Origin of the sequence: Mesorhizobium sp. BR1-1-6, assembly GCF_020165355.1 — a bacterium.
Classification (GTDB): domain Bacteria; phylum Pseudomonadota; class Alphaproteobacteria; order Rhizobiales; family Rhizobiaceae; genus Mesorhizobium.
Window position 1 is genome coordinate 101,907 of record NZ_JAIUHZ010000002.1, and the last position, 13,773, is coordinate 115,679.

Sequence of the window (13,773 nt, forward strand, 5' to 3'; positions counted from 1 at the left end):
ACATCAAACGCGATTTGACAAAATCGAATCGAGTGGACTCAAGCTGCGACTCAGGCGCCGATTTTCGCACGTTTCGGTGCGTGAAAATGTTCGAGCCGTGCAAGCCAGTCTTCTCGGCCGGGGCTGTTTCGGTCGCGCCCACCAAGGGGCTAGAGGATGTCAAAGAGCGGCTGACGCCGCCCTTTTCCGTGGTTTCCCTGAGAGCTGCCGCGCTTCGGGCAGCCGGTGTCACCGGCCCTCGAAGCCGGTCAGCACGCCGACGGCATTGATGCCGATTTCCTCGACGGCGTAGCCGCCTTCCATGACGAACAGCGTCGGCAGGCCGAGCCTGGCGATGCGGCGGCCGATCATGGGATAGTCCGACGACTTCAGCTTGAACTGGCTGATAGGATCCTTCTCGAACGTGTCGACGCCGAGCGAGACGATGACGACGTCTGGCGCGTAGGCGGCGAGCCTCGCGCAGGCGTCTTCCAGCGAGGCGCTCCAGGCGTCCCAGCCGGTGCCGAACGGCATGGGATAGTTGATGTTGAAACCTTCGCCCGCGCCGGCGCCACGCTCGTCGGCATGGCCGAGGAAGAACGGATATTCGACCATCGGGTCGCCGTGCAAATTGAGGACCTGCACGTCGGCGCGGTCGTAGAAGATCTCCTGTGTGCCGTTGCCGTGATGATAGTCGACATCGAGGATCGAGATGCGGCTGGCCCCCTGGTCGCGGAACCACTGCGCGGCAACGGCCGCGTTGTTGATGTAGCAATAGCCGCCCATGAAGCCGGCTCCGGCATGGTGGCCGGGCGGACGGCAGAGCGCGAAGGCGGAGGCTTCGCCGGCCTTGACCAGGCCCGCGGCGGTCAGCGCGACGTCGTAGGAGGACTTGATCGCATCCCATGTTCCTTCGACGAAGGTGGCGCCGCCGTCGAAGGAATAATAGCCGAGCAGGGCGTCGACGCGCTTGGGCGGCACGTCGCCGCGCAGGCCGCGTGTCGGCCAGGTGAAGGGCATGGCTGTGCCTGTGTGGCCCTCGGCGATCCATTGCGGCCAGACCGTCGGCAGGAAATCGACGTAGTCGGCCCTGTGGATGCGCTTGGCGGCGGCAAGATCATGCTCGGCCGGCGCGATGATCGGCCCGAGTTTCTCGCTGTTGACCCGCGCCTTGATGAACTCGGCGCGCGAGGGTTTTTCGAAACCCGGCACGATCGCCGATGTGACCAGTTCCATCTGGCCGGCGTGGCCGGCGTGAAGCGGCGAATAGACAGTCTTCATGAAATTCCTCTCGAATGCGAAATCAGTCAAGGTTGAGATAGGGGGTCACCAGAGCGAGCCACATGGTTTCGACATCGTCCTCGATGAGGTCGTATGTCCGGCGATCCCTTTTCAGGCCGACAAGACGGCAGGCGTGCCCGACCTCCATCATCAGCAGGCCGAGCCGGCTGGCGACCTTGTCTTCGAGAGCCGGGTTCACGTGCCGCAGCCATGCCGCATAGAGGGCGATGATCTGGTCGTCATATTCGTTCTGGATCGGCCTCAGGTCGGCGTTGCCTGAAATCGCCTCGATCACCGGCATCAGGCTGGCATTGTCGAGATAAAGCCTGGAGGTGTCCGTGAAAAGCCTGCGTACCTCCCGCCGAAACTCCTCCCGGTTGGTGGGCGGGTCGACCCTGATGCGCCTCGCGATCACTTCGGGAAAGGATGACAGCCAGCGCCGGGCGAGGTCCAGGAGAATGGCTTCCTTGTTGGGGAAGTACTGGTAGACCGAACCAACCGACAGGCCCGCGCGCTGCGCTATGGCGAGCGTGGTCGGCGTCCTTGTGCCTTGCTCGCGGGTCAGGATCAGCGCCGCGTCGAGGATCCGGTCCACCACCTTGCTCGACCGTTGTTGGCGCGGCTGCTTGCGCGGTTCGAGCGCTATCCTGGTTTTGCGATCGAGACTGCGCTTCACGGCTTGACGTCCTCGTTCCCCGCCCAGTCCCAACATCGGCGCAGAGTGTTGTTCACAATACATTGCAAATTCCGCATGTTGACAAACGCGAATGATTAGTCGCATTCTTTTATCCACGCTGCCTTGGGGATAACAAGGGGAATTTCGAAGACAGCGCGCCGGCATCATCTTTCTCCATCGCCCCTCCCGCGGAGCGGCAGCTCGTGGGCAGTGGTTGTCGGTCTCAGTCAAAAGCGCGGAGTCGCGATGTCGGTCACGGGTGCGGGTCACAAGGCGGATCTGATCGTCATCAATGGTCGTGTGTTGACCATGGACGATGACAATCCGACCGCCGAAGCCGTTGCCGTCAAGGATGGCGCCATCGTCGCTCTCGGCAGCCACGCCTCCATCGAAGAGTTCAAGGGCCCGGCCACCAGGGTCATCGACGCCAGGGGCGGTTCGGTGATCCCGGGTTTCATCGAAGCCCACATGCATCTGTTTTCAGGCGCGGCCGAGCTTGCCCATCTCCAGTTGTCGGGCGTCCACGGTTTCGAGGCGCTGCAAAAGGCGATCCGCGACTACGCGTCGACGCACCCCGATGCCAAGATGCTGGTCGGACAGGGCGTCGACTACACCGTGCTCGATGACGAGCGAGTGACGCGCCATCATCTCGATGCGATCCTGCCGGACCGGCCCTTCGTCATGGCCGCGCCCGATCACCATACGATGTGGGCCAACAGCAGGGCGCTGGATATGGCCGGCATCCTGAATGGGCGCGCGCTTGGCCCCGGCAATGAGATCGTCATGGGCGACGACGGCCTGGCCAATGGCGAACTGCGCGAGGGCGAGGCTTTCGGCCCGGTGCTCGATCTTGCCGGCGAGGGCCGGGTGCGGCTCGGGCTGGCGACGGGCGGCGAGCCAGACCCGATGCCATCGGCGGAAGAACGCGCCGCCGACCGCGACATCATGCGGCGCGGGCTCGCCTGGTGCGCGCGCCACGGCATCACCTCGATCCAGAACATGGACGGCAATCTCTACCAGCTCGAATTGCTGGCCGAGATCGAGGCCGAGGAGGGTCTGTCCTGCCGGGTGCAGATACCCTTCCACTACAAGAATTTCATGACGCTCGACATACTCGACAAGGCCTCGGCGATGGCCGAGCGCTACAATGGCGAGTGGCTGTCGTCAGGCATGGTCAAGGTGTTCTACGACGGCGTGCTCGATTCCTGGACGGCCGTCATGATCGAGCCCTATGCCGACCGTCCCGACTGGGTGGGTGAACCCCTGTTCACGCCCCAGCAATTCATCGATCTCGCCGTCGCCGTCGACAGGCGCGGCCTGCAGATCGCCGTGCATTCGATCGGCGACGGCGCGGTGCGCGCCGTGCTCGACGGCTACGAGGCGGCGCAAAAGGCCAACGGCAAGCGCGACAGCCGGCATCGTGTCGAACATATAGAGGTCATCGCTGCATCTGATGTGCCGCGTTTCGCCGAACTCGGCGTCATCGCCTCCATGCAGCCGCCGCATCCGCCCGGCGCCATGGATTTTCCGCTGGAGCCGACCGTCTCGCGCATCGGGCCGGCGCGCTGGCCGCTGAGCTATGCCTGGCGCACCCTGAAGAATGCCGGCGCGCATGTCGTGTTCGCGTCGGACTGGCCGGTGTCGCCGATCGATCCGATCCTGGGCATCCAGGCGGCAGTAATGCGCAAACCATGGGCATCAAGCGATCCGGACCAGAGCTTCTCGCTGCGTGAATCGCTTGCCGCCTACACGGTCGAGGGCGCCTATGCCGAATTCGCCGAGCACCGCAAGGGCACGCTGAAGCCAGGCTATATGGCCGATCTGGTGGTTTTGTCGGCCGACATTGAAAAAACGGCACCGGCCGACCTGCACAAGGTGCGCCCGGTAACGACGATCTGCGGCGGCAAAGTCACCTACCAGGCCTGACATGGCATGCGGCCTGCCTGCTGAAATGGCGGACTGAAATGACCGACTGAACTGTGATTCAATGCCGGACTTGCCAACCCACCGGCCGTGTGGTCACATCCAATAGGGGAAAGCTCCGCCAGCAAGAGCGGGGTCAACAGTGAGGCGTAATCGTGCCGGACAAACCGGATCGGAATGCGATTGAAGTAGTAAACGTCAGCAAAATTTTCGGATCGGGTGAGGGGCAGGTCGCTGCCCTCGACACAGTCTCGGTATCCATCCGCGAGAACGAATTCTTCACACTGCTGGGACCATCCGGCTGCGGCAAGACCACCTTGCTGCGGCTGATCGCCGGCTTCGACTTTCCAACCGCCGGCGAAATCCTGCTTTACGGCCAGGACATCGCGCCATTGCCGCCCTTCAAGCGGCCGGTCAACACCGTCTTCCAGTCCTATGCGCTGTTCCCGCACATGACGGTGGCAGACAATATCGGCTTCGGCCTGGAGATGCTGGGCAAGCCCAAGGCGCAGATCAAGGCGCGCGTTGCCGAGATGCTGAAGCTGGTCAAGATGGAGGCGCTGGCGGGCCGGCGCACCGGCCAGATTTCCGGCGGCCAGCAGCAGCGCGTGGCGCTGGCCCGGGCGCTCGCGCCGCAACCGAAGGTGCTGCTGCTCGACGAACCGCTCTCCGCCCTCGACTACAAGCTGCGCAAGGAGATGCAAATCGAGTTGAAGCGGCTGCAGCACGAGACCGGCATAACCTTCATCTTCGTCACCCATGACCAGGAAGAAGCGCTGACGATGTCGGACCGCATCGCCGTGATGTCGTCGGGCAAGATCCTGCAGGTCGGCTCGCCCTGGGATATCTACGACAAGCCTGCCGAACGCTTCGTCGCCGACTTCATCGGCGAGACCAACTTTCTCACCGCGGCCATATCGGGCACCGGCAACGGCAAGGCGCGCGCGACGCTCAAATCCGGCACCACCATCGAGGCGACCGTCGCCGAAGGTTTCCAGCCGAAGGACAACGCCACCGTGGTGGTGAGGCCGGAGCATGCCAAGCTGACCAAGAGCAAGGGCGACCTGGCGGGCACGGTCGACAACATCGTCTATTTCGGCACCGACACGCATATCCATGTCCAGCTCGACAGCGGCGAAGCCTTCACCGTGCGCCAGCAGAACACGCGCAGCGCCGGCTGCGGTTTCGAGCGCGGCGACAAGGTCGGCATCCTGATCGGCAACGACGCCGCGCAAGTGCTGAGGGACTGATGGCCACCGCCGAAGAAGTCGCCAAGGCAGCGGAGCGGCGCGACGTCCGCGACCGCTGGTTGCTGTCAGCGCCGGCGCTGCTGGTCATTCTGCTCGCCGCGACCGGCCCGTTGCTAATCGTGCTCGTCTATTCGTTCCTGACGCCCGGCGCCTATGGCGACGTGAAGTGGCAATTTTCGCCGGAAGCCTGGGTGTCGGTGTTCATGGAACGCGACATTTTCGACGACACGCTGTCGCTCGCGGCCGCCCACGTCACCATCTTCCTGCGCTCGATCAAGCTCGCGGTGGTGACGACGCTGGCGACTTTGGCGCTCGGCTTCCCGACCGCCTATTTCATGGCGACGCGCAGTGAAAAGACCAGGGATCTCTGGCTATTCCTGATCACCATTCCGTTCTGGACCAACCTCCTTATCCGTACCTTCGCGGTGCTGCAGATCATCCGCAACGAAGGCATCGTCAATACCATCCTTCTGAAGCTCGGCATCGTCTCGGCGCCGGTGCAGATCCTCTACACCGACACGGCGATCCTGATCGGCATGGCCTATGTCTACCTGCCGCTGATGGTGCTGCCGATCTATGCAAGCATGGAAAAACTCGATTTCCGGCTGGTCGAGGCCGGCTACGATCTCTACGCGACGCGCTTCAAGGTGCTGCGCAAGATCATTTTCCCGCTGGTCAAACCCGGGGTCATCGCCGGCTCCATCCTGGTCTTCATTCCGGCCCTTGGCGCCTATGTGACGCCGAGCGTGCTTGGCGGCGGCAAGAACATGATGCTGTCCAACCTGATCGAATTGCAGTTCGGACAGGGCCGCAACTGGCCGCTTGGCTCGGCGCTGTCGATCACGGTCATGATCATCGTCATGGTGGCGCTGCTGGCCTATGTGCGCAACGCCGGCAAGTCGGGGGTGCGTCATGGCTAGCAATTTCTCCATCAAGCACCAGCCTGGCTTCACCGCCATCGCGGCAACCTGTTTCGTCGTGCTCTATCTGCCGATCATCGTGCTGGTCATCTACGCCTTCAACGCGGCGAGCTCGACCTCGGAATGGGGCGGGTTTTCGCTCAAATGGTTCCAGTCGGCCTGGCAGAACACGCAGGTCATCGATGCGACGATGCGTTCCTTCCAGATCGGCGCCATAGCGGCGGCCCTTGCCACCATCTTCGCCACCATGGCCGCGCTCGCCACCACGCGCACACCGCCCTATCCCGGGCTGACCTTCAAATACGCGGCCATCAACCAGCCGCTGATGGTGCCCGAAATCGTCACCGGCGTGGCGCTGCTGATCTTCTTCTCGCGCATCAAGATCTTCACCGGCTATTCCGGCCTTGGCTACCTGATCGCCGCGCATACGGCGTTCTGCATCCCGTTTGCCTACCTGCCGATCCGGGCGCGGCTGGAGAATATGGACCTGACGCTGGAACGCGCCGCCGCCGACCTCTATGCGACGCCGTGGAAGACCTTCCGCCGCATCACGCTGCCGCTTTTGTGGCCCGGCATCCTCGCCGGCCTGATGCTGGCTTTCGTCATCTCGCTCGATGACGTCGTCATCACCGAATTCGTCAAGTCGGGCGGCCAGGACACGCTGCCCACCTACATGCTCGGCCAGATCCGCCGCGGCATCACACCCGAGATCAACGCGATATCGACCGCCTTCCTGCTGCTTTCGGTCGCGATCGTCACGTTGTTTTTCTTTGTCAGCAGGAAACGAGACTGAAACCGATAATGGGAGTTAAAACGATGAACTGGAAGACAACGGCGTCCGCCATGGGGTTGGCGTTGCTCGCTTCGACGGGCCTTGCCCGCGCCGACGGCGTGCTCAACATCTACAATTGGGGCAATTACACCAGCCCCGACGTGATCAAGAAGTTCGAAGCCAAATACAACGTCAAGGTGACCATCACCGACTACGATTCCAACGATACCGCGCTTGCCAAGGTGCGCCAGGGCGGCACCGGTTTCGACATTGCCGTGCCTTCGCAGACCTATGTACCGATCTGGATCAAGGAAGGCCTCGTTCAGGAAACCGATCCGGGCAAGATGGAGAACTTCAAAAACGTGGCGCCGGAATGGGCCAATCCTGAGTTCGATCCGGGCCGCAAATACACGGTTCCGTGGGCCTGGGGCACGATCGGCGTCGTCGTCAACACCGACGCCTACAAGGGCCCGGCCAACACGTGGGGCATCATCTTCAACACGCCCGACGAGTTGAAGGGTAAGGTCAACGTCGTACCGGAGATGGGCGACGTGATGTTCGCCGCGATCAAATATGTCGGCGGCCAGCAATGCACCAACGACAAGACGGTGCTGAAGAAAGTACGTGACCTGCTGGTGGCGGCGAAGCCGAACTGGATCGCCATGGAATACAACACCATAGAGAAGATGGGCGCCGGCGACTTCAAGGCAACAAGCGACTGGAATGGCTCGGCTTTGCGTCAGCGCCTCGCCAACCCGGCCATCCACTTCAATTATCCGAAGGAAGGCTATGGCCTGTGGAGCGACAACGTCGTCGTCCTGAAAGAGGCCAAGAACGTCGAGAACGCCAAGCTGTTCCAGAACTTCATCATGGATCCGGAAAACGCGGCCGGCCTCTCGGCCTTCCATCGTTACGCCAATGCCATCGCCGGTTCGGACAAATACATGCCGGCCGACATGAAGGACGCGCCGGAAGTCGTCATTCCGGCCGACGCCAAGCCGCTTGGCGAACTGCAGCAGATGTGCGCGCCAGAGACGCAGGAACTTTACACCAAGATCTGGACCGAACTGCAGAAGTAATCGCCGCATGACGGACCCGGCGGCACATGCCGCCGGGTCTTTTCCGTTTCCGGGAATAGCTTTCATGGACTCCTATCGCAACAGCGATCCGCGGCCGCCGATCATGCAGGGCTCGCCGCCCGCCATGGTGCCACCAAGGCTCGACTGGGACAGGCCGCCCTGGAACCGCTGGGCTTTCCAGCACATCAGGGAAATTCTGCCGACCGTCGAAGTCTGGCGCGGCAACGGCCACCGTCACCGCCTCGAACGCGCCGAGGTCGATCTCGACGGGCTGCCGGTCGAGGACAGCACGGGACGGAAGACGACGCTCGCGGGCCTGCTGGACGAGACCTATACGGATGGCTTCCTGGTGCTCAAGGACGGCAAGATAGCCTTTGAGCGCTACTTCAACGGCATGGACGAGCGCACGCTGCATCTGTCGCAGTCGATGGCCAAGTCGGTCACCGGCTCGGTGTTCGGCATACTGGCCGGGCGCGGGCTGGTCGATCCGGCGAGGCCGGTGACGGACTACCTGCCGGAATTGAAGGCAACCGGGTGGGCCGGCGCCAGAGTCCAGCACGTGCTCGACATGACGACGGGCGTGTGTTTCTCGGAGGAATATAACGACCGTTATTCCGACATAGGCCAGGTCGATGTCGCCACCGGCTGGAAGCCGGTGCCGCCGGGCAGCGACCCGGACTTTCGCTGGCCCGCGCACATGTTCGAGCTGATCCTGGGCTTGACGGAGACGGTCCGGCCACATGGGGCGGCATTCGAGTACCGCTCGGTCGAAACCGATGTGCTCGCGTTCATCCTGGAGCGGGTGACCGGCAAGCGGCTGGCGCAACTGGTCTCGGAAGAACTCTGGCAAAAGCTCGGCGCCGATGAAAGCGCCTGCTTCACCGTCGACAGCGCCGGCTACGCGCTGGCCGATGGCGGCTTCAACGCGACGCTGCGCGATTATGCCCGCTTCGGCCAGCTGATCCTCGATAATGGCGGCGGCATCGTGCCGGCCGATTGGATCGAGGCGACGCGCAGCGGCAGCCACGGGCCGGGCTTTAGTCCGAGCCTGCCAGAGGGCAGCTACCGCAACCAGTTCTGGATCGAGAATCCACATTCGCGGGCGCTGATGTGCCGGGGCGTGTTCGGGCAGATGATCCACATCGACTGGAATACGCGGATGGTCGTGGTCAAGCTTTCGAGCTGGCCGGATTTCAGCAACGTCGCCTATTCCATGGCGACGCTGAAGGCCGTGCATGCCATCGCCGCCGCGCTGAGCTGAACCCCCACAAGACACGACCTGGAAGGAAATGCCATGACCGGCAAGACCGCGTTCGAGACCCGTTACGGCTTCCGCCGCAACCAGGTGCTGCTCGCCAACTGGCGGGAAAATCCGTTCAACCGATGGTCATTCCAGAACGTCGGCGAGCTGGTGCCGAGCGCGCGTGTCGCCGCCCTGCCGGTCAACGAGGCGCCGGCCGAGGATTTCGGCGGATTGCTCGACGAAAAGATCGCGGTGGCGAGCACGCCGGAAACCGTCGCGGCTTTTCTCAGCCGCTCGCACACGGATGCGCTGACCGTCATGAGAGGCGGCAGGATCGTCGGCGACTGGTTTGCGCCGCATATGGATTTCGGCGCCCGCCACATCATCTTTTCGATCAGCAAGTCGGTGACCGCGATCATGGCCGGCATATTGGAAGGCGAGGGCGTGTTCGATCCGGAAGCCCCGGTGACGGCCTACATACCGGAAGCCGGCGATTCGGCCTATGGCGAGGCTACCGTGCGGCATGTGCTCGATATGAGTGTCAGCCTCGATTTCGAGGAGGCCTACCTCGATCCCGAAAGCGCCTTTGCTCGTTACCGTCGCGCCACCTTGTGGAACCCGGGCGGCGGCACGGAAAGCCTGCGTGAATTCCTCCTGACACTGCAGCGGCTCGCCGAGCCGCATGGCCAGACCTTCCGCTACCGGTCCCCCAATTCCGACCTGCTTGGCCTGCTGCTCGAACGGGCGTCCGGCCAGCGCTTCGCCGACCTGATGCGCGAGAAACTGTGGCTGCCGCTGGGTGCTGCCGGCGAAGCTTCGGTGGCGGTCGACATGGAGGGCACGGCGCGCACTGCCGGCGGCATCTCGGTGACGCCGCGCGATCTGGCGCGCGTCGGCGAGATGATGCGGCAAGGGGGCACTGCGAATGGCCGCCGCATCGTGCCCGAGGCCTGGGTGCGCGACACCACGGTAACCGGCGGCAGTTCTGAAGCCTGGCAGCGTGGCGCCATGCTGCCGCTGTTTCCCAAGGGCCGCTACCGCAACAAATGGTACCAGACAGGACATGAGAACGGGGCCTATTGCGGCATCGGGATCCATGGCCAGTGGCTCTATGTCGACCCCCGGACGGAAGTGGTGATCGCCAAGATGTCATCGCAGCCCGAGCCGGTCGACGATCCGCTCGATCTCGAGATCGTCGCATTCTTCGAAGCGCTGAGCCGGATGGTCTGAGCGGCCGCAACATTAGGGCGCGCTTTCCTGTGGACCTCTGTCGCCGGTGAAACCGCGAAGGTTGGCGGGCAGGATAACTGCGCCTATGGTCGCCGCTCTTTTCGAGAAGAGCAGGAACGGCATGGCATCCGACATCAAGCGCATCGCAGCCATTATCGCGACCGAGATCACAGCGCGGCCCGAACAGGCCGCCGCTGCCATCGGGCTGCTCGACGAAGGCGCGACCGTGCCGTTCGTGGCGCGCTACCGCAAGGAGGTGACGGGCGGGCTCGACGACACGCAATTGCGCCTGCTGTCGGAGCGTCTTGCCTATCTGCGTGAGCTCGACGCGCGGCGTGACACCATCCTTGGCTCGATCCGGGAGCAAGGCAAGCTGACCGACGAGCTTGAATCCAAGCTCGCCTCCGCCGTCACCAAGGCCGAGCTCGAAGACATCTACCTGCCCTACAAGCCCAAGCGCCGCACCAGGGCGGAGATCGCCCGGGAGCGTGGGCTGGGGCCGCTGGCGGAAGCCATCCTGGCCGACCGCTCGCTGGTGCCGGCGGAACTCGCACTGGCCTATCTGACCGAGGACGTGGCCGACGCCAAGGCGGCACTTGAGGGTGCGCGCGACATAGTGTCGGAGCAGTTCGCCGAGAATGCCGACCTGGTCGGCAAGCTGCGAAGCTACATGAAGGAACGCGCCTTCATGCGCGCCAGGGTGGTCGACGGCAAGCAGGAGGCGGGTGCGAAATTCTCCGATTATTTCGACCATGTCGAGCGCTGGGCCACCGTGCCGAGCCACCGCGCGCTGGCGATGCTGCGCGGCCGCAACGAGGAGGTGCTGTCGCTCGACATCGAGGTCGATGCCGACGACTCTTCGCCGGTGAAGCCGGTAGAGCGGATGATCGCCAATGCCTACGCCATCGGCGGCAGCCTGCCGGGCGATCGCTGGCTGATGGAGGTCGCAGGCTGGACCTGGCGCATAAAACTATCCCTGCACCTGACGCTCGATCTGATGCGCGACCTGCGCGAACGGGCCGAGGAAGAGGCGATCCACGTCTTCGCCCGCAATTTGAAGGATCTGCTGCTCGCCGCCCCCGCCGGATCGCGGCCGACGATGGGGCTCGACCCTGGCATCCGCACCGGCGTCAAGGTCGCGGTGGTCGACGGCACCGGCAAGCTGGTGGCGACGACAACGGTCTATCCGTTCCCGCCCAGGAACGATGTGCGTGGCACGCAGGCGGAGCTCGCCAAGCTCGTTCGCCTGCACAAGGTCGAGCTGATCTCGATCGGCAATGGCACCGGCAGCCGCGAAACCGAGAAGCTGGTGGCCGACATGCTGTCCGACATGCCTTCCGACGGCGGGCCGAAGCCGCTCAAGGTGATCGTCAGCGAGGCCGGCGCTTCGGTCTATTCGGCTTCGGCGACGGCGGCGGCGGAATTCCCCGGTCTCGACGTATCATTGCGCGGTGCGGTGTCGATCGCGCGCCGCTTGCAGGATCCGCTGGCCGAACTGGTCAAGATCGAGCCGAAATCGATCGGCGTCGGCCAGTATCAGCACGATGTCGACCAGTACCGGCTTGGCCGCTCGCTGGAGGCGGTGGTCGAGGACGCCGTCAACGCGGTTGGCGTCGATCTCAACACGGCTTCGGCGCCGCTTCTGGCGCGGGTTTCAGGGCTCGGGGCGTCGCTCGCAGACGCCATCGTCGCGCATCGCGATGCCACCGGCCCGTTCGCCAGCCGCAAGGATTTGCTCAAGGTCTCCCGCCTCGGGCCGCGTGCGTTCGAGCAATGCGCCGGCTTCCTGCGCATCCCGAACGGCTCCGAGCCGCTCGACGCCTCGGCCGTGCATCCGGAAGCCTACGGCGTGGCCAAAAAGATCGTCGCCGCCTGCGGGCGCGATGTGCGTTCGCTGATGGGCGACAGTGCGGCGCTGAAGGCGCTCGATCCGCGCGTTTTCGTCGACGAGCGGTTCGGCCTGCCGACGGTGCGCGACATTTTGACCGAACTGGAAAAGCCCGGCCGCGATCCGCGCCCCGGCTTCAAGACGGCAACCTTCGCCGATGGCATCGATGACATCAAGGATCTGAAGCCCGGCATGCTGCTGGAAGGCACCGTCACCAATGTCGCCGCCTTCGGCGCCTTCGTCGACATCGGCGTCCACCAGGACGGGCTGGTGCACGTTTCGCAACTGGCCGACCGTTTCATCAAGGACGCGCATGAGGTGGTCAAGGCCGGCGACGTGGTCAAGGTGCGGGTCGTCGACGTCGACATCAAGCGCAAGCGGATCGCGCTTTCCATGCGCAGGGATGGTGGCGAGGGCGGCGCATCGCGCGGCCCGCGCGACAATGGCGGCGGCAGGCCGGCGCCACGCTCGCCAGCGCCGCAGCGCCAGCCGGAGCGACCGGCGCAGCAAGGTGCGTTCGGCGCGGCGTTGGCGGATGCGCTGAAACGGAAATAGCTACCACGCCAGAACAGCCGGGTCCTTTTCAACCTGGCTCGTCAGCCAATCTCGAAAACTCGCGACCGGCGGATGGCCGCGCTTGTCGTGCGGGACGACTAGATAATAGGCGCTGCGGCTGTGCATAGGCTGGCCGGGCGCGGGCACCAGCTGGCCGCGCTGCAACTCGCCTAAGATGAGGATTTGCGGCAGCAGAGCCACGCCCAGACCCGCCATGCAGGCCTGGGCGGCGGTGCCGAACTGTTCGAACTGCATACCCGGTCCGGTCGGCGCGCTCAGGCCCTGATGCTCAAACCATTCTGTCCAGGCGCCAGGCCGCGTCGCCATGTGCAGCAGCGGCAGACGGCCGATGTCGGCCGGCGTGGCGATGGAGCGCTCGGCGAGAAATTCGGGCGACACCACCGGGGCCACCACCTCCCGCACCAGCAGCGTCGAGTCTGCCTCGGGCCAGTCCGGCAGGCCATAATGGATGGCGGCGTCCAGCCGCTCTCTGGCGAAGTCGAAGCGGCCGACGCGGGTGACGAAGTTGATGGTGATGTCGGGATTGTTGTCGACGAAGTCTGGGATCATCGGCATCAGCCAGCGCGTGCCGAAGGTCGGCAGGATTGCGAGGTTCAGGATGCCGCTATGCCGATTACTCATCAATCCAAGCGCTGCGTCGCGCAATTGCCCAAGTGCCGAACGGACCACTTCGGCGTAGGTTTCGCCCGCCGCCGACAGCCGGACATTGCGGCTGTCGCGCTCGAACAGCCGGCGGCCAAACTGATCCTCGATCAGCCTGATCTGCCGACTGACGGCGCCCTGGGTTAAATCCAGCTCCTGGGCTGCAGCGGTGAAACTGCCAAGCCGGGCCACCGCTTCGAAGGCGGCAAGCGCGTTGATGTTAGGCAAAAGACGACGTTGGACGCTCATGATCTATTCCTAACGCTCATTGATCGGTGAAGCAATTTCGTTTGATTTTTTCAGGCCGTGGGCCG

General features: G+C 63.9%; 11 protein-coding genes. 8 read left to right on the top strand and 3 right to left on the bottom strand.

From position 1 onward, the window contains the following. Positions 1-228: 228 nt before the first annotated feature. Together LB545_RS05710 and LB545_RS05715 are read right to left on the bottom strand one after the other, a co-directional pair. The gene (locus tag LB545_RS05710) at positions 229-1,260 is read right to left on the bottom strand and encodes a histone deacetylase family protein (protein WP_140496199.1); all 1,032 of its coding nucleotides are present in this window, start codon (positions 1,258-1,260) and stop codon (positions 229-231) included. Between the two features lie 22 nt (positions 1,261-1,282). Beyond that, the gene (locus LB545_RS05715) at positions 1,283-1,936 is read right to left on the bottom strand and encodes a TetR/AcrR family transcriptional regulator (RefSeq protein ID WP_140560339.1); all 654 of its coding nucleotides are present in this window, start codon (positions 1,934-1,936) and stop codon (positions 1,283-1,285) included. A gap of 246 nt (positions 1,937-2,182) precedes the next feature. Here LB545_RS05715 and LB545_RS05720 point away from each other — a divergent pair, with 246 nt between their 5' ends. The 8 genes from LB545_RS05720 (at position 2,183) to LB545_RS05755 (ending at position 12,796) form a co-directional block, all read left to right on the top strand. Beyond that, positions 2,183-3,862: an amidohydrolase gene (locus tag LB545_RS05720; RefSeq protein ID WP_224704622.1), complete on the top strand. Its 1,680-nt coding sequence runs from the start codon at positions 2,183-2,185 to the stop codon at positions 3,860-3,862. A 152-nt stretch (positions 3,863-4,014) separates the two neighbouring features. After that, the gene (locus tag LB545_RS05725; RefSeq protein WP_140522308.1) at positions 4,015-5,109 is read left to right on the top strand and encodes an ABC transporter ATP-binding protein; all 1,095 of its coding nucleotides are present in this window, start codon (positions 4,015-4,017) and stop codon (positions 5,107-5,109) included. Further along, positions 5,109-6,029 carry an ABC transporter permease gene (locus LB545_RS05730; protein WP_140496195.1) on the top strand — a complete coding sequence of 307 codons (921 nt, stop codon included), beginning with the start codon at positions 5,109-5,111 and terminating at the stop codon, positions 6,027-6,029. Before LB545_RS05725 ends, LB545_RS05730 begins: the two co-directional genes overlap by 1 nt. Beyond that, complete coding sequence (locus LB545_RS05735) at positions 6,022-6,822, top strand: ABC transporter permease (protein ID WP_140496194.1); 801 nt, start codon at positions 6,022-6,024, stop codon at positions 6,820-6,822. The genes LB545_RS05730 and LB545_RS05735 overlap by 8 nt, the downstream gene beginning before the upstream one ends. Before the next feature lie 23 nt (positions 6,823-6,845). Next, positions 6,846-7,880, top strand: a complete 1,035-nt coding sequence (locus LB545_RS05740) for an extracellular solute-binding protein (RefSeq protein ID WP_140496193.1) — start codon at positions 6,846-6,848, stop codon at positions 7,878-7,880. 64 nt (positions 7,881-7,944) lie between these two features. Next, positions 7,945-9,141 carry a serine hydrolase domain-containing protein gene (locus tag LB545_RS05745; protein ID WP_140496192.1) on the top strand — a complete coding sequence of 399 codons (1,197 nt, stop codon included), beginning with the start codon at positions 7,945-7,947 and terminating at the stop codon, positions 9,139-9,141. A 33-nt stretch (positions 9,142-9,174) separates the two neighbouring features. Beyond that, complete coding sequence (locus LB545_RS05750) at positions 9,175-10,353, top strand: serine hydrolase domain-containing protein (protein ID WP_140566272.1); 1,179 nt, start codon at positions 9,175-9,177, stop codon at positions 10,351-10,353. 121 nt (positions 10,354-10,474) lie between these two features. Beyond that, the gene (locus LB545_RS05755) at positions 10,475-12,796 is read left to right on the top strand and encodes a Tex family protein (protein ID WP_140671496.1); all 2,322 of its coding nucleotides are present in this window, start codon (positions 10,475-10,477) and stop codon (positions 12,794-12,796) included. Here LB545_RS05755 and LB545_RS05760 read toward each other — a convergent pair whose 3' ends face one another. Further along, on the bottom strand, positions 12,797-13,708 hold the full coding sequence (locus tag LB545_RS05760; RefSeq protein WP_140556635.1) for a LysR family transcriptional regulator: 912 nt from the start codon (positions 13,706-13,708) through the stop codon (positions 12,797-12,799). Positions 13,709-13,773 lie beyond the last annotated feature (65 nt).

Excerpts from the sequence above, each read along its gene's own strand:
- LB545_RS05755 (WP_140671496.1), top strand. The coding sequence starts at position 10,475 with ATGGCATCCGACATCAAGCGCATCGCAGCCATTATCGCGACCGAGATC.
- LB545_RS05720 (WP_224704622.1), top strand. The coding sequence starts at position 2,183 with ATGTCGGTCACGGGTGCGGGTCACAAGGCGGATCTGATCGTCATCAAT.
- LB545_RS05740 (WP_140496193.1), top strand. The coding sequence starts at position 6,846 with ATGAACTGGAAGACAACGGCGTCCGCCATGGGGTTGGCGTTGCTCGCT.
- LB545_RS05710 (WP_140496199.1), bottom strand. The coding sequence starts at position 1,260 with ATGAAGACTGTCTATTCGCCGCTTCACGCCGGCCACGCCGGCCAGATG.
- LB545_RS05735 (WP_140496194.1), top strand. The coding sequence starts at position 6,022 with ATGGCTAGCAATTTCTCCATCAAGCACCAGCCTGGCTTCACCGCCATC.
- LB545_RS05745 (WP_140496192.1), top strand. The coding sequence starts at position 7,945 with ATGGACTCCTATCGCAACAGCGATCCGCGGCCGCCGATCATGCAGGGC.
- LB545_RS05750 (WP_140566272.1), top strand. The coding sequence starts at position 9,175 with ATGACCGGCAAGACCGCGTTCGAGACCCGTTACGGCTTCCGCCGCAAC.
- LB545_RS05730 (WP_140496195.1), top strand. The coding sequence starts at position 5,109 with ATGGCCACCGCCGAAGAAGTCGCCAAGGCAGCGGAGCGGCGCGACGTC.
- LB545_RS05760 (WP_140556635.1), bottom strand. The coding sequence starts at position 13,708 with ATGAGCGTCCAACGTCGTCTTTTGCCTAACATCAACGCGCTTGCCGCC.